Source organism: Chlorobaculum parvum NCIB 8327, from assembly GCF_000020505.1.
Taxonomy (GTDB): domain Bacteria; phylum Bacteroidota; class Chlorobiia; order Chlorobiales; family Chlorobiaceae; genus Chlorobaculum; species Chlorobaculum parvum_A.
In genome coordinates this window covers 1,648,866-1,671,624 of sequence record NC_011027.1, presented here as the reverse complement: position 1 = coordinate 1,671,624, position 22,759 = coordinate 1,648,866, and the positions used below count along the sequence as shown (strand labels likewise).

The window sequence follows — 22,759 nt, the reverse complement described above, 5'->3', positions numbered from 1 at the left end:
CTTAAACGATCAGACTGCCGACATATTCCTGGAACGACGGCGCATCCGGTTGCGAGAAGAAGTTGTCGATCTCGATAGCAATTTTTTCGCCAATGTCGGGATAGACGAAATTCATCGTGCCGATCTGGATGGCGCTGGCTCCTGCCAGCAGGAACTCCATCGCATCGGCGAACGAGGCGATACCGCCCATGCCTACGATCGGAATTTTGACGGCATTCGATACCTCCCAGACCTTGGCCAGCGCAATCGGCTTGATAGCCGGGCCGGACAGCCCGCCGGTCACATTCTTCAGAAGCGGCTTGCGGGTGCGGTAATCGATCGCCATGCCGACCACGGTGTTGATGAGCGATACCGAGTCCGCTCCGCTCTCTTCAGCAGCCAGTGCGATGGCGCTGATCGAGGTGACATTCGGCGTGAGCTTGACCATCAGGTGACGGTCGGTCAGCTTGCGCAACGTCGAGACGATCTCGCGGGTCGCGTCCGGGCTGACGCCCATGATCATGCACTCACCTTTCACGTTCGGGCAGGACAGGTTCAGCTCGTAGGCGGCGATGCCTTCAACCTGGTCGAGCCGTTCGACCACCTGACAGTAGTCATCAATCGACTTGCCTGCGATGTTGACGATCACCTGCGTGCCGATTGTCTGCAAAAACGGAACCTTGTCCGACACAAACTTGTCGAGGCCGACGTTGGCCAGTCCGATAGCGTTGATTATGCCGCACGAGGTTTCAGCAATGCGCTGCGGCTGGTTGCCCGTGCGGGGCTCAGGCGAAATGGCTTTGGTGACCAGTCCGCCGATTTTCGACAGGTCGCAGAGTTTTGAAAGCTCTTCGCCGTAAGACACGGTGCCCGAGGCGAGCATGACCGGCGAGCGGAGGTCGAGACCCCTGCCGAGATTGATGGCGGCAGGGGAGTTGGTAACTGTTGAAGCTGATGAGGTCATGGTACTCTGTTAATGGCTCAGGGACGCTGGTCATTGAGGTAGTAGCGCATGGTGTACTCCTTGACCATGCGGTCGGTGTTATAGACCGGAGCGATGGAGGCAATGGCGTTGCGCACGTTTTTCAGCCACCTGACCGGAATGTTGTGCTCGTTGCGCTCGTAGAAGGTTGGAATGACCTGGTGTTCGAGCACTTCGTACAGGTGGGCGGCATCGATGCGATACTGCTCGTCGTAATTGTCGTTCTCCTCTCCGCTGCCGATCGACCAGCCGTTGGTGCCGTTGTAGGCCTCACACCACCAGCCGTCCATGATGCTCAGGTTCAGGCCGCCGTGCAGCACGGTTTTCTGGCCGGAGGTGCCGCTGGCTTCCATCGGCCTGACCGGGTTGTTCAGCCAGACATCGACGCCTGAAATGAGGCGCTTGGCCACGCCGATATTGTAGTTCTCAAGGAAAATCACTTTACCGAGGAACTGCGGGCGGCGCGAGTGTTCGACGATCTGGCGGATGTACTCCTTGCCTGCATCGTCGTGCGGATGGGCTTTGCCGGCAAAGATGATCTGCACCGGCATGTTCGCATTGTTGACGATGGCGTTCAGCCTCTCCAGATCCTGGAAGATGAGCGGAGCGCGCTTGTAGGTCGCGAAACGCCGGGCGAAACCGATGGTCAGCACGTCGGGCGACAGAATGCTTTTGGCCGATCTCGATGAGTCCGCCGGTTTGTACGGCGTGTACTGGTGCTGGTGATAGAGCTGGTTGGACAGGTAGCGCGAAATGTAGTCCATAAGATTGCGCTTCAGACGGTAGCGCATGCACCACAGTTCGCTGTCGGAAACACGAGCCAGAACAGTTTCCGCAGACTCTCTCGACGAGAACAGCTCTTCAATGCTTTCGGCATGGTTTTTCCAGAACCGGTCGGTGAAACCGCTGCTCCAGCTTCTGGTGTGCACACCGTTGGTGATGTGGCCGATCGGCACCTGGTTGGGGTCGTCGGTGCCGTAGAGGTGCTTCCACATCTCACGTGAAACCTCGCCGTGCAGCTTCGAGACGCCATTGGCGCAGCGGGAGAGTTGCAGGGCGAGCACGGTCATGGTGAACAGTCCCGAGGTGTCCGCCGGATTTTCTGCCCCGAGCTTCATCATGTCTTCGAAATCGATGCCGATTTGACCCAGGTATTTCGAGAAGGTGTAGCTCATCATGTCTCTCGAAAAGCGGTCGTGGCCGGCAGGCACAGGAGTGTGCGTGGTGAAGACGCACTGCTCCTTGACTTTGGCTTTCGCCTCCTGGTAGGAGAGCCCCTTGCCGAGCTGTTCGGCAAGCAGTTCAAGCGTCAGGAAGGCCGAGTGCCCCTCGTTCATGTGATAGACCGCAGGATCGAGCTTCAGTGCCTTGAGCAGCTTGACGCCGCCGATGCCGAGCAGAATCTCCTGATTGATGCGCATGTTCTGGTCGCCGCCATAGACCCGCGAGCAGATTTCACGGTAGTGCGCTTCGTTGGCCGGAATGTTTGTGTCGAGCAGGTAGAGCGTGGCGCGTCCGACCTTCAGGCTCCAGGCTTGCGCATACACGGTGCTCTGCGCGATGGTCAGCTCGATGATCAGATCCTTGCCGTCTTCATCGGTCACCTTCTCGACCGGCAGGCTTTCAGGGTATTGCAGCGGGTAATCTTCGTTCTGCCAGCCATCCTGGTTCAGGTACTGGCGGAAATAGCCCTCTTTGTAAAAAAGGGTGACGCCGATGAAGTTGAGGCCGAGATCGCTGGCCGATTTGATGTGATCGCCGGAGAGAATGCCGAGGCCGCCAGAGTAAATCCGGACACTTTCGTGGATGCCGAACTCGGCGCTGAAATAGGCCACCGGTCTGGAAAGCAGTTGGGGCGCGTGGTTAGCCGCCCAGGTGTTCTTGTCCGCAAGGTAATCTTCAAAGCGCCTGCTGACCTGGTCGATGGTGATGCCCAGCTCGCACGAGCAGCGGGCTTCGAGCTCTTCTGCCGAGATGTGCCGCAGCAGCTCCACCGGGTTGTGATTGACCTTCTCCCACAGCAGTGGCGAGAGATTTTTGAACAGCTCTTTGGCTTCGGTATCCCATGACCACCACAGGTTCCTTGAGAGCTTTTTAACGGCGGAGATATTTTTTGACATATTGGATTTAAGGGTTTTGCTGCTCGCCTCAGGTGGTGCAGATTAAGAAAATGGAGTATCTTGCCGGATGCCTCCCCGAGGCGGGAGCGCAAGGGTGAACAACGGGGAGCGGAATGCTACCCCGCAACCAAGCCAGTTTCATCGATTGACTGACTGAATTTGAAAAGCTAAATTTAAGCCTTTCAATCTGTAAATCAACAGTGCACCAGTGTCCTTTGGTAAGAAAGTAACCATAGCTCATTTATCCGACCTGCATATTGCGGGAAAGAGCGATCGCCATCAGCTTGCAAGGCTCGAGCGCATGTTCGAGGAGTTCGTTCATCGGGGGTACGATCACCTCGTGATGACCGGTGATTTGATCGACACGGCCTCTCCTGCCGATTGGGAAATTTTGAGGGAGGCGCTTGAGCGAAACGGCCTGTTCGACTGGAACAAAACAACGCTTATTCCAGGCAATCATGACCTGATCAATCTCGAAGAGGAGATGCGCATTTACAACGCGCTCAATCCGATTGACGGCTCCCGGAAGAAGAGGGCCGAAGGACGGATTCGTGCGTTCGACGCCATCTTCCGGCCGCTCATCAGCGGTGACGGCGAGGCCGGAGCAGGCCTGCCTTTTGTCAAGGTGATGCGTTTCGGGGAGATGTCGATCTCTTTTGTGGCGGTCAATACTGTCGACCCGTGGTCGCCGACCGATAACCCGCTCGGTGCGCGGGGTAGCGTCTGGCCGCAAACGCTTCAGGCGCTGTCTGATCCGCAGGTCGCGCAAGCGCTCGATGGCAGTTTTGTCATCGGGCTCTGTCATCACGCCTACAAGGTCTATGGCACCGGCGCCATGATCGATCAGGCGTTTGACTGGACGATGCAGTTCAGAAACCGTGACGACTATCTGCGGATGATGAAAATGCTTGGTTCAAATCTGGTGCTGCATGGCCATTTTCACCGTTTCCAGGTTTACAGCGTCGGGGGAGTGACCTTCATCAACGGCGGCAGTTTCCGCTACTTCCCGAAACGGTACGGAGAACTGGTGATCGGCGCGGACGGCGAGTGGTCGCACCGGTTCGTCAATGTCGTGTGGTAAAGCTCCGGAATGCAGATTTCCGGAATTCTGCTAAAAAAAAGAACCCTGACAAAAGCCAGGGTTCGGTCGATCTTGAAACAGAATTTCCGGGATCAAGTCAGTTCATGCCGCGCCGGGCGAGCTGACGGTCCATCATGACCAGAGCGTGTCCCTTTTCCCCCGCCATCTTGATGGTGCCGAGAATTTCGCTCGCAGCCGCCTCTTCCTCAACCTGCTCTTCGATGAACCAGTGCAGGAGCACCTGGGCTGCGTAATCCTTCGCTTCGACGGCAGCTTCGTACAGCTTGTTGATCAATGCCGTGATTTTTCGTTCGTGGCTCAGTACCTCTTCGAACAGGTGGGCCGGCGATTTGAACTCCGAGGTCGGCTGGGGGATGGCAAGCAATTCAACTTTGCCGCCGCGCTCGTTGACGAACTTGTAGAGCTTCATGGCATGACCCTGCTCTTCTTTGTACTGAAGTTCGAGCCAGTGAGCGAATCCGGGAAGATTCATCGAATGGGCGTAAGCCGCCATCGACAGGTAAAGATAGGCCGAAGCCATCTCATGGTTGATCTGTTCGTTGAACGCCTGCTGAAGTTTTTTGCTGAGCATAGGTGTCTCCTTGAGTTGGGGAATGGTTGGTTGTGTGATGTTCAGGATTATCTGTCGCACAACCAACCATGAAGGGGGGCTGATCGTTTCAGCATTCTGTTGTTCAGGCGAGTTTTACGGCTTCGATACCCTGTTCTTTCATGTATTCCCGGATTCGCTTGGCGTGGTTCTGGTCTTCGCTGGCGAGCTGCTTGAAAATATCGGCCGTCAGCGATCCGGTTTCGCTCTCCATGAATTCCTGGAAGTGCGCCTCGCCAGCCGACATTTCAATCTCCAGGGCAAGGTTCAGGGCTTCGTCTCGCGAGTACGGATTCTGCTTGAAGCGGTTGGCCTCTCCGGTGATCCGTGCGTTGTTCTGTTTCAGCGCTTCGAGGTCTTTCGAGAGGAGATTTTCGGGGAAGAACTGCAACGGCTGGGGCTGCTTTTTTTCCTGCTGAAGCAGGGCGGCGTGGCTGCGCTCCTCCATCGAAAGCTGCCACCAGAACTCTTCATCTTCCTCGAAATGATCGTTGAAGAGAGTGTAGAGACTGGCCAGGTTCAGTTCGAGCTGTATCGATTCGTCCAGAAGGGCGGCAATGGTCGGTGATTCGGACATGGAATGCAATGGTTGGTGAACGGATTGAGATCGCAAGATAAACAACGGCAGGGATATTGCGGATGCTCAAGATAATTTTCGATGCGCATGCTTACTCGTATTGTTTCCGGCGGACAGACCGGCGTTGACCGCGGGGCGCTCGATGCGGCGATTGCGGCCGGGCTGGAGCACGGCGGTTGGTGCCCGCGCGGTCGCCGAGCCGAGGATGACGAGATCCCGCAGCGGTATCGGCTCCGTGAAACGCCATCGCCGCGCTACGAGGCGCGAACCGAGTGGAATGTCAGGGACTCTGATGGTACGCTGGTGCTTGTTACGGGAGCGCTGAGTGGCGGTACGAAGCTGACGGTTGAGTGCGCCCGTAAGTTCGAACGACCCTGCATGATTGTCGATCTGGGCAAAGCATCAGATGTGCAAGCTGTAGTTGAGTGGATCGGGGAAAACGGAATCGAGGTGCTGAACGTGGCCGGGCCGAGGGAGAGTGAGTCGCCGGGCGTCACTTTCGATACCCGGCGCTTCGTGGCGGAAATTATTGATCGCGATAGGTCGCGTACTCCTGCAGGCTCTTGACGCCAAACTCGTGGCGGCGCATGTAGGCGATCGCCATGGCCGACGCTTCGGCAGCCTCGATGGTGGTAACGAACGGCACGCCGCTCTGCACCGATGCCGCGCCGATGGCCTCTTCGTCATGCAGCGCCTGCTCGCCCCTCGGGGTGTTGATGACGAAATCGACCTTGCCGAGCTTGATGATGTCGAAAATATTCGGGCGTCCTTCTTCCCCCACCTTGAAGATTTTTTTGCACTCGATGCCGTGTTCAGTCAGGAAATTGTACGTGCCGGTTGTGGCTACCAGGTCGAAGTCCATCCGGTACAGCTCCCTGGCGATGTTGATGATCTTCTCCGACTTGTCCTGATCGTTGACGCTGATGAAGACCGTGCCGGACGGTGGCAGGTGCATGCTTGCCGCCTGGTAGGCTTTGGCGAACGCTTCCGGGAACACTTCGGCAAGGCTCATGGCTTCACCGGTAGAGCGCATCTCCGGGCCGAGATAGACGCCAGACTTGACGAATTTCGAGAACGGGAAGACCGGCTCTTTGATGGCCATGTGCTTCAGTCCCAACTCATCACAATCTTTCAGGTTGAACTCCTTGCGCAGGTCGCAGAGCTTTTCACCGAGCATGACGCGCGTGGCGATCTTGACCACCGGAATCGCGGTCGCCTTGCCGACGAACGGCACCGTGCGGCTGGCGCGCGGGTTGACCTCGATCACGTAAACGCTGCCGTTCTGCACGGCGTACTGCACGTTCATCAGGCCAATCACGCCGATGCTCTTGGCGAGCTTGCGGGTGTACTCCTTCATGGTGGCGATTGCCGCCGGATCCATGTTGTAGTAGGGCAGAATCGAGGTGGAGTCGCCGCTGTGGATACCGGCGGCCTCGACGTGCTGCATGATGCCGCTGATGACGCAGTCGGTCTCGTCGGCCAGAGCGTCGATGTCGAACTCCACGGCCGTTTCGAGGAAGTGGTCGATCAGAAGCGGATACTTCTCGCTGATGAAAAGTGCCTGATCGACGTACTCCTTGAGCGAGTCGTCATTGTAGATGATGCGCATGGCGCGACCGCCGAGCACGTAGCTGGGGCGAACCAGCACCGGATAGCCGATGCGTTTGGTGATTTCCTGAGCTTCGGCGAAGCTGGTTGCCGTACCGTATTCAGGATGCGGAATCTCAAGCTTTTCGAGCAGCGCACCGAACCGCTTGCGGTCTTCGGCCAGGTCGATGCCGTCGGACGAAGTACCGAGAATGTTCACGCCGGCAGCATCGAGCTTGGTCGAAAGCTTGAGCGGGGTCTGGCCGCCGAAGCTGACGATGACGCCGAGCGGCTGCTCGTGCTCGATGATGCGGATGGTGTCTTCAAAAGTCAGCGGTTCGAAGTAGAGCTTGTCGGCAATATCGTAGTCGGTCGAGACCGTCTCGGGGTTGCAGTTGACCATGATGGTTTCGTACCCGGCTTCACGCAGGGCGAACACCGCCTGCACGCAGCAGTAGTCGAACTCGATGCCCTGGCCGATGCGGTTCGGGCCGCCGCCGAGGATGATCACTTTCTTGTTGTCGGAACGCACCGACTCGTTTTCCTCGTCGTAGGTCGAGTAGTGGTACGGTGTGCTGGCGTCGAACTCCGCCGCGCAGGTGTCGACGGTCTTGAAGACCGAGACCACGCCGTAATGGCTTCGCAGCTCACGTACGGCCGCTTCATCGGTCTGGAATATGGTTGCGATCTGGAAATCGGAAAAGCCGTGCTCCTTGGCTTTTTTCATAGCCGAGGCGGGCAACTTCTGGCTGAGGGCCTGCGCCTGTTCGGAGAGTTCAGGGCGTGGTGTGGTCATGCGCGGACGTGTTGGAAAATCTTGAAAAGAGGTCTGTAAATCAAGATAACGATTCAGGGCTGTACATTACAACGGCCAGAGTATAATAAAAAGCCTCTCGAACTCAAAGCCCGCCTGTTCATCGTCGGCTGGAGTGGCTTTGCCTGTCGCTGAAGACGGTTCAGGAATTTTAGGGGTGCCCGTTATTTTACTATTATATTCTTTTCATGTAATTTCCGACCGGCAATCCGAGCCAGGTAACCACAGTATTGATCAGGAGTGTGATGAGCAACAATCAGTTCGATTCCATAGAATCAGCCATCGAAGACATTAAAAACGGCAAGCTGATCATCGTCGTCGATGACGAAGATCGGGAGGATGAAGGCGATTTTATCGCCGCTGCCGAGCATGTGACCCCCGAGATGGTGAACTTCATCACCAAAGAGGCGCGCGGCCTGCTCTGCGTGGCCATTCCCATGGAGCGCGCCCGCGAGTTACAGCTCGAACCGATGGTGCAGCGCAATACCTCCCAGCACGAAACCAACTTCACCGTTTCAATCGACGCGATCGCCGAAGGGGTGACCACCGGTATTTCGGCCTACGACCGATACATGACGCTCAAGATGCTTGCCGATCCGTCCTGCACGGCTGATGACTTCTCGCGTCCGGGGCACATCTTCCCGCTTCGCGCGATGGATGGTGGTGTACTCCGCAGGGTAGGCCATACTGAAGCGGCGGTCGATCTCTGCCGCCTTGCCGGATGCCAGCCGGCTGGACTGCTTTGCGAGATTTTGCACGACGACGGCAGCATGGCGCGTGTGCCCGAACTGCTCAAGCTCAAGGAGAAGCTCGGCGTGAAGCTCGTTACCATCAAGGATCTGGTGGCTTACCGGATGCAGCAGAGCAAGCTGGTGCACCGCGCCGTCGAGTCGAAACTTCCCACCGCGCACGGCGAGTTCGGCCTGATAGCCTACGAAACCATGGTCGATAACCAGAACCACATGGCCTTTGTCAAGGGCGATGTCGGCAATGGCGAGCCGGTGCTGGTTCGGGTGCACTCGCAGTGTGCCACCGGCGACACCTTCGGTTCGCTTCGCTGCGATTGTGGCCACCAGCTTGAAACCGCCCTGCGCATGATCGAAAAAGAGGGACGAGGCGTCCTGGTCTATCTGATGCAGGAAGGACGCGGCATCGGGCTCATCAACAAGCTCAAAGCGTACAATCTTCAGGATGAAGGGTTCGACACGGTCGAGGCCAACGAGAAGCTCGGTTTCAAACCCGACCTTCGCGACTACGGCATCGGTGCGCAGATTCTTCAGGACCTCGGCGTTCGGAAGATGCGGTTGATGACCAACAACCCGAAAAAGATTGTCGGTCTGGAAGGCTATGGCCTCGAAATCGTCGAACGCGTACCGCTCGAAATCGAGCCGAACGAGGTGAACCGCCACTACCTGCAGACCAAGCGCGACAAGCTCGGTCACATGATCGAAACCGTTTCCGGCAACGAACGCATTATCTTCGAGCGTCTTGCCGAAGAGCAACTGAAACAGCATAAAAAACAATAAAACTCCCACGGGAGAAGGACAGACGATGGACTACGAACTTCTCAAGCGGCTCGACCCCGAGGTCTTCGAGGCGATTGCCAATGAAACCAGACGCCAGACTGAAACCCTGGAGCTGATCGCTTCGGAAAACTTCACCAGCACGGCGGTCATGGAAGCCTGCGGTTCGGTCATGACCAATAAATATGCCGAGGGCTACCCCGGCAAGCGCTACTATGGTGGCTGCGAATTTGTCGATGTCGCTGAGAACCTCGCCCGCGACCGCGCCAAGAAGCTTTTCGGCTGTGAGTACGTCAACGTGCAGCCGCACTCCGGCTCCAGCGCCAACATGGCGGTGCTCTTCGCTGTGCTCAAGCCGGGCGACTCCATCATGGGGCTCGACCTCTCCCACGGCGGCCACCTTACCCATGGCAGCAAGGTGAACTTCTCCGGCCAGTTCTTCGACGCCCACTCCTACGGTGTCGACAAGGAAACCGGCATTATCGACATGAACGCGGTCGAAGAGATGGCATTAAAGGTCAAACCGAAGCTCATCATCACCGGCGCGAGCGCCTATTCTCAGGGCTTCGACTTCAAGGCGTTCCGCGAAATCGCCGACAAGGTTGGTGCGTTCCTTATGGCCGACATCGCGCATCCGGCAGGCCTCGTTGCCGCTGGACTTTCGGCCAACCCGGTTCCGCACTGCCACTTCGTGACCACCACCACCCACAAAACCCTGCGCGGCCCGCGCGGCGGCATGATTATGATGGGCAAGGATTTCGAGAATCCGATGGGCATTACGGTTAACACCAAGAATGGCCCGCGTGTGAAGATGATGTCCGAGGTGATCGACGCCGAGGTGATGCCTGGCATTCAGGGCGGTCCGCTCATGCACATCATCGCCGGCAAGGCGGTTGCCTTCGGCGAAGCGCTCCAGCCCGAGTTCAAAGCCTATGCGCAGCAGATCAAGGACAACGCCGCCGCGATGGCTGCCAAGTTCCTCGCTGCCGACTACCACATCGTCAGCGGCGGTACGAAGAACCACCTCATGCTGCTTGACCTGCGTAACAAGAACGTCAACGGCAAAGTGGCCGAAAACCTGCTGCACGACGCAGGCATCACGGTCAACAAGAACATGGTGCCCTTCGACGACAAATCACCATTCGTTACCAGTGGTATCCGCGTCGGTACCCCGGCCATGACCACCCGCGGCATGAAGGTCGCCGAAGCTGAAAAGATCGTTGAGTTCATCGATCGCGTCATCTCGGCAGCCAACGACGACAACGTCGCCGATGTCTGCAAACAGGTCAGGGCCGAAGTCCGCGAACTGTGCCTGCAGTTCCCGCTGAACGGCTACGGCTTGCAGGTGTAAGCTGGGGGCGCCAGAGCATTACCAAAAAGGCCGGTTACTGTGAAGGTGACCGGCTTTTTTTATTTTTGTTTTTTACTATATATTTTCGTTCTGGTCCTAACTGAAAACAGGGTAAAAAATTATGTCTGACACGGGTAACGGGCTTGCGGGGAGTTTTAATGATGATCTGTTAAGATTGGAAGAGATTTTTTTGCCGAGTTTTTTTTATAAGAAGATGCAGTATTATTTCTCGAGCTCAGGCTTGATTAGTAATGATGTCTTATTTGTTCATTACACATCGGCAGAGTCTGCTTTCTCTATTATTAGAAACAAGCGCGCTAACATGTGTAACGCTGTTCATATGTCAGACTATCGGGAAGTGCAGAATGGCTTCAATTTTATGGATGATTTTGTATCAAAAAAGAATAAACATTGGGTTAAATTTGGAAATATTATTGAGGAGTTCTTGCCTGGAGTTTTTGATAGATCTATAAAGGTTTATAATGATTATTCTCGTGGAGCTAAGGATAATCTTTATTTTTTATCAGTTTCAGAGCATGATGAAAGTGAGAATGAATTAGGTCGATTATCTATGTGGAGAGTTTTTGGTGGTCAGTCAAATCATGTTGCTATAGTTCTTCGAATTCCAGCCCTATCAGTCGTTTCACAAGCTTTGGGTATATCCTTTAATCCTGTTTTGTATGCTGAAAAAGATCAGTATTATTATGAGCTTGATGAGGTAATCAAAAATGTTAAAAATAATGAGTTCTTTCTCAAGAGGCTAAGTCCAGATCTTGTTGTAAATGCAATAGTTTCAATGATTCTGGTTAATGTTTTCTGTATTAAACATAAGGGATTTCAAGAAGAGCGTGAGTGGCGTTGTATTTATTTGCCAGAATGCGGTTTGCCAGAATTTTCTTCTCAATTAATTGAGTCAGGTGAGGATGAAATAGCGGGTTTTTCACAGAAAATATGCAAGATGCCTCTGGATTCTGCTATTCATCCTATGCTTTCTGCTATTGATTTTTGTAAAATGTTTGACAGCTTAATCATTGGTCCTTCGGAATGCCCTGATAGTATGTATGAGGCTTTTTGTCGGGAATTAACAAATATTGGTGTTTTGGAAGCAGAGTCGAAAGTAAGGGTTTCTGGTATTCCTGTTAGATGATTGAGTACCCGATTGCTGGCTTTATGGAATGCCTCATATTGCTCTGTTGCTTTCGTTAATAGATGTTGGATAAGAAATATTTATTAGAAGCTCTCGAATCGAATAGATAAAGTTTTATTCTCCCAGAATCCCTCTGATCGACTCGTCAACCTCCTGCTCCATTTCGCGGAGCTGGTTGTTGATGTCGTGGAGTTGCGCGAAAAGCTTTTTCTCTTCCGGCTTTTCAGATGTGCTGTTGAGGCGGTTGAGAATGTCCTGCTTCTGGCGTTGCAGCGGTTCGAGTACGATGGTTTTGACTGCGACGAGGAAGTGAGAAAGGCAGCGGCGGGCGTGCTGGGCGGCTTCCTGCGGGGAGGGGAGGTTGGTTTCGCTGACCGGAAGTCGGAAGAGGATGTCGAGCGCGATGTTGCGTGCTTCTTCCAGGCCGAGGGAGCTGATTTCCGAGGTGATGTCGATGTGGCCTTCTTTGTCGTCCATCTCGCGGAAGCGTTCGACCAGATGCGTAAAGATTGCTCGTGCAGCAGGGTGTTCAAGCGTGAACATCGATTCGTGCGAAGCGGCGAAATCGAGCACTTCGTTGCCGTAGAAGGTGCTTTCGAGCAGCGCTTCGAGAAAGGTGCGCTCGGCCACAGAGATCGGGCGATTATCGGCCTTCACTTCGGGCGAGCTTTTCTGCTGGCTTGGCCCCCGTGATTCGTAGCGAGGCGCACGATCATCGTTGCTGGAGGCCATCACCTTGCGGAGCGTCTGGCGGCTGAGGTCAAGCTTTTTCGACAGCTCTTCGAGGTATAACTCCTTTTGGACGGGGTCGGCGATCAAGGCGATGCTTTTGGTCATGGCCGAGATCGCTTTGGAGGCGGTATCAGGGTTTTCCATGAGCCCGGCGTCGCGATAACAGCGGAGCTGGAAATCCTGGAATGAGCTTTTCTCACTTTCGAGCTCTTCGAGAAACGCCTCCTTGCCATAGTTTCTGATGAAGCTGTCGGGGTCGTCGCCACCGGGCAGGAGGACTACCCACGGGGTAAGCCCCTCGGAGAGCAGGATGTCGATGCCGGCAAGCATCGACTTTTTGCCCGCGTTGTCGCCGTCGTACAGAAAAAGAACGCGCGAGGTGTAGCGCTTGAGAATTTTTGCCTGGTAGCGGGTGAGTGCCGTGCCCGAGGAGGCCACCGTGTTGGTGACTCCGGCCTGGTGCATGGCGATCACGTCCATGTAGCCTTCCACGAGAATTGCCGTCTCCTGCTTGCGGATGTCGTTTTTGGCGGCGTGCATTCCGTAGAGCAGTTTCGACTTTTCGAAAATGGCGCTCTCCGGCGAGTTGATGTACTTCGGTGTCTGCGGATCGTTCGAGAGCGTCCGGCCGCCGAAGCCGGCCACCTGTCCGCCGACAGTCAGAATCGGAAAGATGATCCGGTTGCGGAAGGTGTCGTATAGACTGTTGCGCTCCCGGTGGCGCGTCACGAGGCCGAGGGCGGTGAGCTGCTCGACCGGAATGTTGTCACGCCGGGCAGCGTCGAGCAGGAACTCCCACGCTTCGGGTGCAAAGCCGAGGCCGAATTTGCGGATCGTGCTCGCTTCCAGTCCACGCTTGCCGACGAGATAGGCATACGCCGCCCTGCCTGCATCGCTCTCCAGAGTTTGGTGAAACAACCGGGCTGCCCAGCGGAGCGTTTCATGCTGGTTGCTTTCCTGTTTGTCTTCCTGTTGCGCTTTCTGCAGCTGGTATTTGCTGGTGTCCACTCCGGCGCGCTTGGCCAGCATCTCGACCGCTTCGGGGAAAGTCACCTTCTCCATCTCCATGATGAAGGTGAAGACGTTGCCTCCCTTGCCGCTCGAAAAGCATTTGTAGATCTGCTTGTCGGGCGAAACGATGAAGGAGGGGGTTTTCTCCTGCGTGAAGGGGGAGAGGGCCTTGAAGTGGCGGCCTGACGGATTGAGCCTGACATAATCCGACACTATGTCAACAATGTCCGAACTCTGTCGGACTTCATCAATCATGCGTTGGGGGATCATGGGCGACTTTTCTTCCGGGTGACTTGGTTTGCGGTGTTATGATAGTCCTAAAATACATAAATCACAATCCGTTCTTCCCGGTTTTAAACAGGACGTTTTCTGAATTTTTTTTTGCCTGAACGCCATATTCCCACCTTCTTCTTCACTTTAGTCGTTGTCGGGAAAGTGCTTTGTTACTACATTATCACAGTGGTAACTCGTTTGTATTGAAGATGGCTTGATCCGCGGGGGCTGACCTGCCTGCCGATGAGTTGCCTGGTACTGTTTTTGAACAAAGGGGGGAATTTCCCATGAATTCCGATAACTCCAACCTTTCAATTTGTACGCTATGAAGCAGGGTTTTTTTACGGCGATTCTGATTGTGGTGACCTACTCGGTTTCTCTCGGATTCTATGTCTGGATGGGCACGACGCCACCGGATTCGATGTTCCACGCGCTCTGGAAGGGTGGGCCGATTGTGTCGGTGCTCATGGCGCTTATCCTGATGGTGATTGCCTACGTGGTCGAGCGTATCGTGGCGCTGAACAAGGCTTCGGGCAAGGGCAACATCACCGAGTTTGTGCAGAGCCTCAAGCAGGATATCGATGCGGGCGCGGTTGATCAGGCCATTTCCCGCTGCGACGATCATCAGAGTTCGCTTGCGGCTGTGATGCGGGCGGTGCTCGACCGCTACAAGATGCTGGCGGTGCACAATGTGACCGACCGTGAAAAGCGCATCAGCGAGATGGAGAAAGCTGTCGAGGAGGCGACCGTCATGGAGATGCCGCTGCTCGAAAAGAACCTCGTGGCCATCTCGACCATCGCCTCGATTTCGACCATGGTCGGCCTGCTCGGCACCACACTCGGCATGATCCGCGCCTTCGCAGCGATGGCCACCAGCGGCGCGCCCGACGCCGTGCAGCTTTCGCTCGGCATCTCCGAGGCGCTCTTCAACACGGCGCTCGGCATTCTCGGCGGTATTATGGGCATCGTGGCCTACAATGTGTTTACCAACCGGGTTGACAAGTTCAGCTACCAGATCGACGAGGCTGCCTTCTACATCATCCAGACCCTCGGCACGGGCAAATCCCAAGCGTGAAGTAAGTCATGTCCAGGATCAAACGAAAAAGGGTCGGGTTCCGGATCGACATGACGCCGATGGTGGACGTGGCGTTTCTGCTGCTCACCTTCTTCATGCTGACCACCAAGTTCCGGCCGCCGGAAGTGGTGCAGATCGATCTGCCCTCATCCCACTCCAACATGAAGCTGCCCGAGTCGGAGGTGCTCACTGTGACCGTTGCCGGCGACAACTCATTCTACATGGGGGTTTCGTCGCAGCCGACAAGAGAGCGGCTGTTCGATTCGGTCATCCGGCAGAAGCTCCTGAACGGTGGTATGTCTCCGGCAGCTGTGGCCGATTCGCTCAACAGGTTCAAGCTTACCGACAGTTTCAAAATCGAGAAGGAGGAGCTTGCCCGTTACATCATGATGTCGCGCTTTGCCGACCAGCGGATGAGGCCGGTCATCAAGGCGGACAACAACGCCGATTACGAGTCGGTCAACTATGTCATCAAGGTGTTCAAGAAGATGAACCTGCTCAACTTCAACCTGGTGACCGTGCTCGAAAAGGAGGTTCGCTGATATGGGCATGGTCGATTCACCCGAACGGCGCGGCTCGAAGCGGGGCAAACGCCAGCGCAAAAGGCTTGGTTTCCGGCTCGACATGACGCCGATGGTCGATGTCGCATTCCTGCTGCTCACTTTTTTCATGTTGACCACTACCTTCGCCAAGTCGAATACGATGGAGATCAACATTCCGCCGGAGAAGGGCGAGGTGGCGGTGGCCGAGCTGAACGTGATGACGCTCCGGGTGCCCGGCGACGGTTTTGCCTACTGGTCTCTCGGTGAGGCATCACCTCGTCAGGTTCCGTTGTATGACAAGGGCGACGCGCACTTTTCGCTCAGTCGTGAGCTGCGGCAGGCGCTGCGGCAGGAGTTCGCGCGAAACAGCAAGCTGGTAATCGTCGTTCGCATCAGCGACAAGGCCAAATACAAGTCGCTGGTCGATATTATCGACGAGTTCAACCTGATGAAGATCGACCGCTTCAGCCTCGATGATTTTACCGATCAGGATCAGGCTGAAATCAACAAGGTAGCGTCTCACCATGCAGCGTCGGAGCCCTCCGTCGCCAAGGGTGCGTGACCTGCAACAAGCAAGACAGGAGTACGGATCGTGTCGTCGAAATTGAAATAAATGCATGAGGATGCGGCCAGGAAGGCGCAGCGGTGGACCTTCCGCGAGCAGTTTCTCGATACCGACAGGCTGCGCCATATCAATTACGGGAATCTGACGCTACGTCGCGAGGCACACCTTTTTCTGACTCATGGGGTTGTGGTTTCGGTGCTTGCGCTGATGCTTTTCTGGATTGTCAGTGCCAACTGGAGCCGCCTGCTGGGCTTTACCGGCATGTTTGGATCGTCTGAGCCGGAGACGGTTCAGTGCTATGAAATCGTCACCAATGTGACGCAGCTTCCTCCACCGCCGCCGATCGCCCCGCCCGAACCACCGTCGGTCAAACGGGTTGCTGCACCGGTCGAAGCTGCGCCGAAGGTCGGTAAAATCAAAAAGGTTGCCGAAGCACCTCCGGAGCAGACCTTTGCCACGCAGAAAGAGATCAAGCAGGCTATTCAGCAAGGCCCTGCCGATCAGAATGCCGGTGGTGGAACTGGTGGCGATACCGTTGTGGAGTTCGTCAACTGTCAGACGCCGCCGACCGTGGTCAGTATTCCCAGCCTGAGATACCCGGAGATGGCCAGAATTGCCGGAATCGAAGGCCGTGTCTTTGTGCGCGTGCTTATCAGCGAGGATGGACGCGCCATGAAGGCCAATGTCGTCAAACGTATTCCGTCGGACGGCACGATGTTCGATCAGGAGGCGATCCGCATCGCGATGGAGACCAAGTACACGCCGGGAATCCAGAACGGCCGCAAGGTGAGAGTCTGGATGACCATCCCGGTGAGGTTTACGCTACGGGAGTCATAGGCGGTAACTGGCAATGGAAATGGTAAGGGCGACCGGTCGCCCTTTTGCATTATCTCCTCTTGTCTTATACGTTCTGCTTTTTCTTCCCCCGCCAGAAAATCGCGAACAGAATCCACAGATACGCGCCCACCAGTGTGAAGGGAGCGATGCCGAGGGCGAAGAAACCGTCAACCTCCTTCTCGATATACATGACGGCGTAGCTCAGGGCGAGCACTGCCGCGCCCAGTGCGATGAACAGGTAGTTCACTGCACCGAGCGGCATGACGGCAGGTGTCGGCTTCGCAGCCGCTGGCGGCTTTGCCGTTTCGGCTTTAGCCTTGCGCCTGTTTTTCTTCGCTGAAGATGGCATCGAGCGTATCGAGACAGAGTTGCGCCTCCTCCTTGCTGATCGACAGCGGCGGAAGCAGGCGGATGACGTTCTGGCTGGTAGCATTCACCAGCACGTTTCTTTTCAGCGCCTCATCGACATAATATTTGGCCTCGCGGTTGACCGTGATGCCGATCATCAGGCCGTACTGGCGGATTTCGAGAATCTGCGCATGCTTTTCAGCCATCTTTTCAAACGCGGCTCTCATCATCGCGCCGGTTTCGATGGCGTTTTCCATGAGCTTGTCTGCTTTGATTGCCTCGATCATGGCCAAGCCTGCCGCGCAGGCGACCGGGTTGCCGCCGAAAGTGGTGCCGTGGCTGCCGGGCGTGAAGACCTCCGCAACTTTTTCAGTGCCGATGATCGCGCCGAGCGGCAGGCCGCCGCCGAGCGGTTTGGCTACGCAGACCAGATCGGGCTGGATGTCAAACGGCATGTAGCTGAAGAAGCTGCCCGTACGTCCGCAACCGGCCTGGATTTCATCAGCAACGATGAGGAAGTCGTGCTCCGCTGCCAGCTCTTTCAGCCGCGCGATGAAGGCTTCGCTTACCTTGTGGATGCCGCCCTCGCCCTGCACGAACTCGACAAACACCGCAGCCGTGCGGCTGGAGACCTTGCGTTCCAGATCCTCAATGTTGTTGAAATCGATCATGCCGGTTTCGGGCACGAGCGGTTCGAAGCCGCCGACATATTTCGGTTTGGCGGTCAGCGAGAGCGCGCCGTAGGTTCTGCCGTGGAAGCAGTTGGTTAGTGAGAGCACCTGCGTTTTCGATGTGTCGCCATTGCGGGCGGCGAATCTTCTCGCCAGCTTGATGGCTGCCTCGATCGCTTCGGTCCCGCTGTTGCAGAAGAAGACCTTCGACATCCCGGAAATCTCCAGCAACGTCGCGGCCAGGTCGAACTGCGGCTTCTGCATGAAGAGGTTCGAGACGTGAATGTATTTGGCGGCCTGTTCCGTGATGGCGTGTTCAAGGCGCTGGTCGCCGTAGCCGATAGCGTTGACGCCGATGCCCGCGATCATGTCGAGGTAACGGTCGCCTCCACTCGTGTAGAGAAATGAGCCTTTGGCGTAAGCGATATCGAGAGGCAGCCTTGCATAGTTGTGGAAGAAAAGCTGCTGTTCGGTTTCGAGATTTATTGCAGGAGTGTGCATGGTTATCATTAATTCTTGAAAGATGACAAATCTGTAAAACGGTGCTTCAGTTGTTCTCGTTCTGCTGGTTTTGGCGATGACGAATCACGCTCCGGATCGCGCGCCAGACGCCGTATGCTCCCAGAAGCGCCGAATACCAGAGCAGGTCGCGGCCATCCTTGCCAGTCATGGTCGAAGCATACCAAGCAATATACGCTGCGAGCACCAGAAACGTCAGCGAGAGCAGGGCATCAAGTGTTGGAATGACCAGCGACAGGCGTTTTTTTTCGGGCGATTCCAGTTCAGGATGAGGGGGCATCGTCTTTGCACGCTTTCTTTTCCCGGTAGAAGCGCCAATCCTTGTTGACGATCAGCCGCGCGCCGTAGCCGAACGTGAAGTAGGACCAGGCCCACTGCATCAGCACGAAGACGCGGTGACGGAAGGTTGACAGGTAGTAAATGTGCACCAGGAGCCAGGTGAACCACGCCAGGGCGCCGTCGAACTTCAGGTTGCCGATCTCCACGATCGCCTTGTTGCGCCCGATGGTTGCCATCTGCCCCTTGTCGCGGTACTTGAACGGCTTGCGAGGCTTGCCTTTCAGGTCATCGCGAATCATTCGCCCGATGGCATTGCCCTGCTGCATTGCCACCGGAGCCATGCCCGGCAGGGTTGAGCCGTCTTCGAGCGTGAAACAGGCCTGATCGCCGCCGACGAACACTTCGGGATGACCGGGCAGGCTCAGGTCGTTTTCGATTTTGATCCGTCCGCTCCGGTCGGTTTCGACGCCCATGTTGGGGCCGATTTCGGAAGCTTTGACGCCTGCCGCCCAGAGCACCGTGGCAGCTTCGATGCGTTCTCGTCCGATCTGTACGCCATCGGCATCCACGTCGCTGACCATGCTCGATGTCCAGACCTGCACGCCGAGCTTTTCAAGTTCGCGGGTGGCCTTGCTCGACAGTTCGTGCGAAAAGGTGCCGAGAATACGCTCGGCAGCTTCGACGATGAAGATGCGGGTGAGCTTCGGGTCGATGTTCCTGTAGAATTTCGACAAGGTGTAACGACTCATTTCCCCGATCGAACCGGCAAGCTCTACGCCCGTTGGTCCGCCGCCAACGATCACGAAAGTGAGTTGCTTTTTGCGCTCTTTCGGATCTTTGGTGCGTTCGGCAGCTTCGTAAGCCTCCATCACCCTGCGGCGAATTTCAGAGGCCTGGGCAAGATTTTTCAGGCCCGGTGCGTGCTCTTCCCAGTCGTTTTTGCCGAAGTAGTGGTGCTGCGCTCCGCAGGCAAGGACGAGGTAGTCGTACTCAAGATCACCGAAATCGGTAATCACCTTCCGCTGTTCGAGATCGACGTTGGTGACCATGCCCTTGAAGACGGTAATGTTGTCGTGGCCAGCCAGCATGTTCCTGAGCGGCGTGGCAATATCGCCTTCGCCGAGCGCGGCCATGGCGACCTGGTACAGTAACGGCTGAAAGAGATGGTAGTTTTTCCTGTCGATCAGGGTGACTTCGACATCTTTGCTGTTACTGAGCATTCTTGCGGCGTTGAGTCCTGTAAAACCTCCGCCGACGATCACGACCTTTTTTTTCATCTTCTCCGGAAATCTCCTATTCACATGGATTTGGCGCGGGCATTGACGTTGATGATAATAACGGGGAGCAGGCTGGTTACGGCAACAATGCCCTCATCGTGCGCAAACTCTGAAAAGTAATAAAAAAGCGACGGAAATTACTATTGCCGTTGCCGAAGCGTTGCTGAAAACAGCTCGCTTCAGCTCAGCTTTTCGATGATTCGGGCATGGTCGGGAAACTTCGCGGTCAGCGCTTCCCGATCGGCGAAGGAGAAGTCGCGGAAGTCGAAGCCGGGTGCGACCACACAGCTCACGAGGGCGTATGCGTCTGGATCGTCCGACTCGGCAAGGGATGCGCCGAAATAGTCCCCAGCAGGAACCCAGGAGTGCAGCACCTCTCCGGCGTCCGGGTTGTCGCCAAGCGTAAACCGCGACGGTTTACCGGTTTCAGGGAAGCAATGCACGTCGAGTGGTGAGCCGGCGTGGAAGTACCACTGCTCGTCGGAGTGGATGCGGTGCAGCCGCGAGTGGTCGCCTTGCTCCAGCAGGTAGTAGATCGAGGTCGCGTAGCTTCGCGCGGAGCCGAAGGTCGCGGCTCCGCTGAAGTCGTACTCGCCCTCGCTGCGGTAGGTTTCGCGGTACCAGCCCCCTTCGGGGTGGCGTTCGAGCCGGAGCCGGTCGATCCAGAACTCAGCCGTTCGCACGGAGCTTTTCCCTGACTTTGGCGGTTTTCTGGCGCGAGGCGTCGGCAAGCTTTTGGCGGAACTCCTTGAGCTTCTGCATCAGCGCTTCGTCGCACAGTGCGAGCATCTGCACGGCGAGCAGCGCCGCGTTGCGGGCGTTGTCGATACCGACTGTGGCTATCGGAATGCCGGCGGGCATCTGCACGATGGCGTAGAGCGAGTCCTGGCCGCTGAGTTTCTTGTTGAAGATCGGTACGCCGATGACCGGCAGGGGAGTCATAGCCGCCGTGACGCCCGGCAGGTGCGCCGCGCCACCCGCACCGGCGATGATCGCCTTCAGGCCGCGCTCCTGCGCCGAAGACGCGTAGGCCTCGAGGTCGCCCGGCGTGCGGTGTGCCGAGATGACCGACATTTCAAACGGAATGCCGAACTCGTCGAGGACGCTGGCCGCCTCTTTCATGATGTCGAAATCGGAATCGGATCCCATCAGGATGCCGACCATTGGCGCCTGTGCGTCTGTGGATGATGGTGTCATGGAAAAAAGAAATTATGCGGCCTTACTAATGATTAAGGCCGTTGCAGTTTGAGGGCTATAAATTTGCGGAGTTTTTGTATTTTCACCAGTGCATCCAAAAAATAACACTTGCCAAGGAAGAATACAATGACAACAGATGTCGTCGCAAAGCTGGCCTTGAAGTACAGCAATCCCGGTCCGCGTTACACCAGTTATCCCACCATTCCGTCCTGGAGTGAGGATGGAGTGACTCAGGAACAGTGGAAAGAGGCTATGGTCAAAGGCTTCAACGAAAGCAACGAGACCTCGGGTATCAGTATGTATATCCACATCCCGTTCTGCGAAAACTATTGCTACTTCTGCGGCTGCAACGCTCATCGCACCACCGACCACTCGTTCGAGAAGCCTTACGTCGATGCGCTCATCAAAGAGTGGCAGATGTACCTCGACGTCTTCCCCGGCAAGCTCAACGTCAAGGAGCTGCACATCGGCGGTGGTACGCCGACCTTCCTCAGCCCCGAAAATATCATCCGTCTGGTCGAGACCCTGTTCAAGGATGTCAACAAGATGGACGACTATATTTTTAGTTTCGAGACCAATCCCCGTTCGACCACCCGCGAGCACCTCGAAGCGCTCTACAGCGTTGGTTTCCGCCGCATGAGCTTCGGCATCCAGGACTTCGACGCCACCGTGCAGGAGGAGATCAACCGTCCGCAGTCCTTCGAGCTGGTCAAGGAAAAGATCGACATGGCCCGCGAGATCGGCTTCAACTCGATCAACTTCGACCTCGTCTACGGCCTGCCCAAGCAGACGCTCGCCACGGTCACCGACACCATCCAGAAAGTGATGGAGCTGCGTCCCGACCGCCTCGCATTCTACGGTTACGGTCACAACCCGCACCTCTACGAAGGGCAGCGCCGTTTCAAGGAGGAGGATCTCCCGGTGGGCGACGTCAAGCAGGAGCTGTATGACAAGGGCCGCGCAATGCTCGAATCGATCGGCTACCACGAAATCGGCATGGACCACTTTGCCATCGAGGGCGATGCGCTTTACGAGGCGATGAAGAACAGTACCCTGCACAGGAACTTCATGGGTTACACCGAGAACACCACTCAGATGATGATAGCGCTCGGCGCTTCGTCGATCAGCGATACCTGGTACGCCTTCGCGCAGAACGAGCGCACCGACGCCCGCTACGTCGAAGAGGTCAACAAGGGCCGCTTCCCGATCATGCGCGGTCACCTGCTCTCGGACGAGGATCTGGTACTGCGCCGCCACATCCTGAACCTGATGTGCCGGCTTGAGACCTCCTGGGAAGATCCGAAACTTTACACCGATGAGCTCGACATTGCCCGTTTCCGCCTCGAAGACATGGAGAACGACGGAATCGTCGAACTCGGCGAGAAGAGCGTGAAGGTCACCGAAATCGGTGTGCCGTTCCTTCGCAATGTCTGTATGGCCTTTGACGCGCATCTCTGGCGCTCCGACAGCCTTTCCAAGGCCTACAACGTGTCGCGAGACATCCAGAAGGAGTACATCGAACGGGCCCGCCAGGCCAAGCTTCAGCAGACAAGCTGAAATAGTACCGGTTAGTTTTTTAAAGGGTGATCAGTTGGTCACCCTTTTTTTTGGCGCTGACCGTATGCGCAGCACGATGAAAACATGAAGACAAAGAAGATCAAC

Annotated in this window: 22 protein-coding genes; 10 read left to right on the top strand and 12 right to left on the bottom strand. The window is 56.0% G+C overall.

The window, feature by feature from the left end; translation table 11 throughout:
- Position 1 precedes the first annotated feature (1 nt).
- Both CPAR_RS07740 and glgP read right to left on the bottom strand, forming a co-directional pair.
- Entirely contained in the window at positions 2 to 943 is a 942-nt protein-coding gene (locus CPAR_RS07740) for a dihydroorotate dehydrogenase (protein ID WP_012502757.1), read from the bottom strand.
- 17 nt (positions 944 to 960) lie between these two features.
- Positions 961 to 3,081 carry an alpha-glucan family phosphorylase gene (gene glgP / locus CPAR_RS07735; protein ID WP_012502756.1) on the bottom strand — a complete coding sequence of 707 codons (2,121 nt, stop codon included), beginning with the start codon at positions 3,079 to 3,081 and terminating at the stop codon, positions 961 to 963.
- Positions 3,082 to 3,289: 208 nt separating this feature from the next.
- Here glgP and CPAR_RS07730 point away from each other — a divergent pair, with 208 nt between their 5' ends.
- A complete protein-coding gene (locus tag CPAR_RS07730; RefSeq protein ID WP_012502755.1) occupies positions 3,290 to 4,162 on the top strand; it encodes a metallophosphoesterase family protein in 873 nt (290 codons plus the stop codon).
- A 97-nt stretch (positions 4,163 to 4,259) separates the two neighbouring features.
- Here the strand turns inward: CPAR_RS07730 and CPAR_RS07725 are convergent, their stop codons facing one another.
- Positions 4,260 to 4,754, bottom strand: coding sequence for a ferritin (locus CPAR_RS07725; RefSeq protein WP_012502754.1), 495 nt, complete (start codon positions 4,752 to 4,754; stop codon positions 4,260 to 4,262).
- 103 nt (positions 4,755 to 4,857) lie between these two features.
- Complete coding sequence (locus tag CPAR_RS07720) at positions 4,858 to 5,349, bottom strand: hypothetical protein (RefSeq protein WP_012502753.1); 492 nt, start codon at positions 5,347 to 5,349, stop codon at positions 4,858 to 4,860.
- Between the two features lie 87 nt (positions 5,350 to 5,436).
- Between CPAR_RS07720 and CPAR_RS07715 the strand changes: the two genes are divergently transcribed.
- Positions 5,437 to 5,916 carry a putative molybdenum carrier protein gene (locus tag CPAR_RS07715; protein ID WP_156773411.1) on the top strand — a complete coding sequence of 160 codons (480 nt, stop codon included), beginning with the start codon at positions 5,437 to 5,439 and terminating at the stop codon, positions 5,914 to 5,916.
- Here the strand turns inward: CPAR_RS07715 and carB are convergent.
- Positions 5,876 to 7,732 carry a carbamoyl-phosphate synthase large subunit gene (gene carB / locus CPAR_RS07710; protein WP_012502751.1) on the bottom strand — a complete coding sequence of 619 codons (1,857 nt, stop codon included), beginning with the start codon at positions 7,730 to 7,732 and terminating at the stop codon, positions 5,876 to 5,878. The genes CPAR_RS07715 and carB overlap by 41 nt on opposite strands.
- Positions 7,733 to 7,995: 263 nt before the next feature.
- On the opposite strand from carB, the gene CPAR_RS07705 reads away from it, so the two are divergent.
- From CPAR_RS07705 to CPAR_RS07695, 3 genes are all read left to right on the top strand, one after another.
- Positions 7,996 to 9,276 carry a bifunctional 3,4-dihydroxy-2-butanone-4-phosphate synthase/GTP cyclohydrolase II gene (locus tag CPAR_RS07705; protein WP_012502750.1) on the top strand — a complete coding sequence of 427 codons (1,281 nt, stop codon included), beginning with the start codon at positions 7,996 to 7,998 and terminating at the stop codon, positions 9,274 to 9,276.
- 25 nt (positions 9,277 to 9,301) lie between these two features.
- Positions 9,302 to 10,624 carry a serine hydroxymethyltransferase gene (gene glyA, locus CPAR_RS07700; protein ID WP_012502749.1) on the top strand — a complete coding sequence of 441 codons (1,323 nt, stop codon included), beginning with the start codon at positions 9,302 to 9,304 and terminating at the stop codon, positions 10,622 to 10,624.
- Between the two features lie 121 nt (positions 10,625 to 10,745).
- Complete coding sequence (locus CPAR_RS07695; protein ID WP_012502748.1) at positions 10,746 to 11,771, top strand: DUF2971 domain-containing protein; 1,026 nt, start codon at positions 10,746 to 10,748, stop codon at positions 11,769 to 11,771.
- A gap of 114 nt (positions 11,772 to 11,885) precedes the next feature.
- Here the strand turns inward: CPAR_RS07695 and dnaG are convergent, their stop codons facing one another.
- Entirely contained in the window at positions 11,886 to 13,769 is a 1,884-nt protein-coding gene (gene dnaG, locus CPAR_RS07690; protein ID WP_156773409.1) for a DNA primase, read from the bottom strand.
- A 343-nt stretch (positions 13,770 to 14,112) separates the two neighbouring features.
- Between dnaG and CPAR_RS07685 the strand changes: the two genes are divergently transcribed.
- Genes CPAR_RS07685 through CPAR_RS07670 form a run of 4 tightly spaced genes read left to right on the top strand, consistent with a single transcriptional unit; the run spans position 14,113 to position 16,806 of the window.
- Positions 14,113 to 14,862 (top strand): MotA/TolQ/ExbB proton channel family protein, encoded by a 750-nt coding sequence (locus CPAR_RS07685; RefSeq protein ID WP_012502746.1) that lies wholly within the window; start codon positions 14,113 to 14,115, stop codon positions 14,860 to 14,862.
- 8 nt (positions 14,863 to 14,870) lie between these two features.
- Complete coding sequence (locus CPAR_RS07680) at positions 14,871 to 15,404, top strand: ExbD/TolR family protein (RefSeq protein WP_012502745.1); 534 nt, start codon at positions 14,871 to 14,873, stop codon at positions 15,402 to 15,404.
- Position 15,405: 1 nt separating this feature from the next.
- Positions 15,406 to 15,966: an ExbD/TolR family protein gene (locus CPAR_RS07675; protein ID WP_012502744.1), complete on the top strand. Its 561-nt coding sequence runs from the start codon at positions 15,406 to 15,408 to the stop codon at positions 15,964 to 15,966.
- Between the two features lie 51 nt (positions 15,967 to 16,017).
- Positions 16,018 to 16,806, top strand: a complete 789-nt coding sequence (locus CPAR_RS07670; protein WP_012502743.1) for an energy transducer TonB — start codon at positions 16,018 to 16,020, stop codon at positions 16,804 to 16,806.
- Between the two features lie 64 nt (positions 16,807 to 16,870).
- On the opposite strand, the gene CPAR_RS07665 is transcribed toward CPAR_RS07670, so the two are convergent.
- From CPAR_RS07665 to purE, 6 genes are all read right to left on the bottom strand, one after another.
- Positions 16,871 to 17,155, bottom strand: coding sequence for a hypothetical protein (locus CPAR_RS07665; RefSeq protein ID WP_156773408.1), 285 nt, complete (start codon positions 17,153 to 17,155; stop codon positions 16,871 to 16,873).
- Positions 17,118 to 18,326, bottom strand: coding sequence for an aspartate aminotransferase family protein (locus tag CPAR_RS07660; RefSeq protein WP_041466176.1), 1,209 nt, complete (start codon positions 18,324 to 18,326; stop codon positions 17,118 to 17,120). The genes CPAR_RS07665 and CPAR_RS07660 overlap by 38 nt, the downstream gene beginning before the upstream one ends.
- Before the next feature lie 46 nt (positions 18,327 to 18,372).
- Positions 18,373 to 18,624: a hypothetical protein gene (locus tag CPAR_RS07655; RefSeq protein ID WP_012502740.1), complete on the bottom strand. Its 252-nt coding sequence runs from the start codon at positions 18,622 to 18,624 to the stop codon at positions 18,373 to 18,375.
- Positions 18,608 to 19,900: an NAD(P)/FAD-dependent oxidoreductase gene (locus CPAR_RS07650; RefSeq protein ID WP_012502739.1), complete on the bottom strand. Its 1,293-nt coding sequence runs from the start codon at positions 19,898 to 19,900 to the stop codon at positions 18,608 to 18,610. Before CPAR_RS07650 ends, CPAR_RS07655 begins: the two co-directional genes overlap by 17 nt.
- 179 nt (positions 19,901 to 20,079) lie before the next feature.
- Positions 20,080 to 20,583, bottom strand: a complete 504-nt coding sequence (locus tag CPAR_RS07645; RefSeq protein WP_012502738.1) for a cupin domain-containing protein — start codon at positions 20,581 to 20,583, stop codon at positions 20,080 to 20,082.
- The gene (gene purE / locus CPAR_RS07640; RefSeq protein ID WP_041466175.1) at positions 20,570 to 21,097 is read right to left on the bottom strand and encodes a 5-(carboxyamino)imidazole ribonucleotide mutase; all 528 of its coding nucleotides are present in this window, start codon (positions 21,095 to 21,097) and stop codon (positions 20,570 to 20,572) included. The genes CPAR_RS07645 and purE overlap by 14 nt, the downstream gene beginning before the upstream one ends.
- A 126-nt stretch (positions 21,098 to 21,223) precedes the next feature.
- Between purE and hemN the strand changes: the two genes are divergently transcribed.
- Positions 21,224 to 22,654: an oxygen-independent coproporphyrinogen III oxidase gene (gene hemN, locus CPAR_RS07635; protein ID WP_012502736.1), complete on the top strand. Its 1,431-nt coding sequence runs from the start codon at positions 21,224 to 21,226 to the stop codon at positions 22,652 to 22,654.
- Positions 22,655 to 22,759: the final 105 nt, after the last annotated feature.

Excerpts from the sequence above, each read along its gene's own strand:
- purE (WP_041466175.1), bottom strand. The coding sequence starts at position 21,097 with ATGACACCATCATCCACAGACGCACAGGCGCCAATGGTCGGCATCCTG.
- CPAR_RS07740 (WP_012502757.1), bottom strand. The coding sequence starts at position 943 with ATGACCTCATCAGCTTCAACAGTTACCAACTCCCCTGCCGCCATCAAT.
- glyA (WP_012502749.1), top strand. The coding sequence starts at position 9,302 with ATGGACTACGAACTTCTCAAGCGGCTCGACCCCGAGGTCTTCGAGGCG.
- CPAR_RS07665 (WP_156773408.1), bottom strand. The coding sequence starts at position 17,155 with ATGCCATCTTCAGCGAAGAAAAACAGGCGCAAGGCTAAAGCCGAAACG.
- CPAR_RS07660 (WP_041466176.1), bottom strand. The coding sequence starts at position 18,326 with ATGCACACTCCTGCAATAAATCTCGAAACCGAACAGCAGCTTTTCTTC.
- CPAR_RS07680 (WP_012502745.1), top strand. The coding sequence starts at position 14,871 with ATGTCCAGGATCAAACGAAAAAGGGTCGGGTTCCGGATCGACATGACG.
- hemN (WP_012502736.1), top strand. The coding sequence starts at position 21,224 with ATGACAACAGATGTCGTCGCAAAGCTGGCCTTGAAGTACAGCAATCCC.
- CPAR_RS07685 (WP_012502746.1), top strand. The coding sequence starts at position 14,113 with ATGAAGCAGGGTTTTTTTACGGCGATTCTGATTGTGGTGACCTACTCG.
- CPAR_RS07650 (WP_012502739.1), bottom strand. The coding sequence starts at position 19,900 with ATGAAAAAAAAGGTCGTGATCGTCGGCGGAGGTTTTACAGGACTCAAC.
- CPAR_RS07670 (WP_012502743.1), top strand. The coding sequence starts at position 16,018 with ATGCATGAGGATGCGGCCAGGAAGGCGCAGCGGTGGACCTTCCGCGAG.
- carB (WP_012502751.1), bottom strand. The coding sequence starts at position 7,732 with ATGACCACACCACGCCCTGAACTCTCCGAACAGGCGCAGGCCCTCAGC.
- CPAR_RS07655 (WP_012502740.1), bottom strand. The coding sequence starts at position 18,624 with ATGCCCCCTCATCCTGAACTGGAATCGCCCGAAAAAAAACGCCTGTCG.
- CPAR_RS07705 (WP_012502750.1), top strand. The coding sequence starts at position 7,996 with ATGAGCAACAATCAGTTCGATTCCATAGAATCAGCCATCGAAGACATT.
- CPAR_RS07720 (WP_012502753.1), bottom strand. The coding sequence starts at position 5,349 with ATGTCCGAATCACCGACCATTGCCGCCCTTCTGGACGAATCGATACAG.
- CPAR_RS07695 (WP_012502748.1), top strand. The coding sequence starts at position 10,746 with ATGTCTGACACGGGTAACGGGCTTGCGGGGAGTTTTAATGATGATCTG.
- glgP (WP_012502756.1), bottom strand. The coding sequence starts at position 3,081 with ATGTCAAAAAATATCTCCGCCGTTAAAAAGCTCTCAAGGAACCTGTGG.
- CPAR_RS07725 (WP_012502754.1), bottom strand. The coding sequence starts at position 4,754 with ATGCTCAGCAAAAAACTTCAGCAGGCGTTCAACGAACAGATCAACCAT.
- dnaG (WP_156773409.1), bottom strand. The coding sequence starts at position 13,769 with ATGATTGATGAAGTCCGACAGAGTTCGGACATTGTTGACATAGTGTCG.
- CPAR_RS07675 (WP_012502744.1), top strand. The coding sequence starts at position 15,406 with ATGGGCATGGTCGATTCACCCGAACGGCGCGGCTCGAAGCGGGGCAAA.
- CPAR_RS07715 (WP_156773411.1), top strand. The coding sequence starts at position 5,437 with ATGCTTACTCGTATTGTTTCCGGCGGACAGACCGGCGTTGACCGCGGG.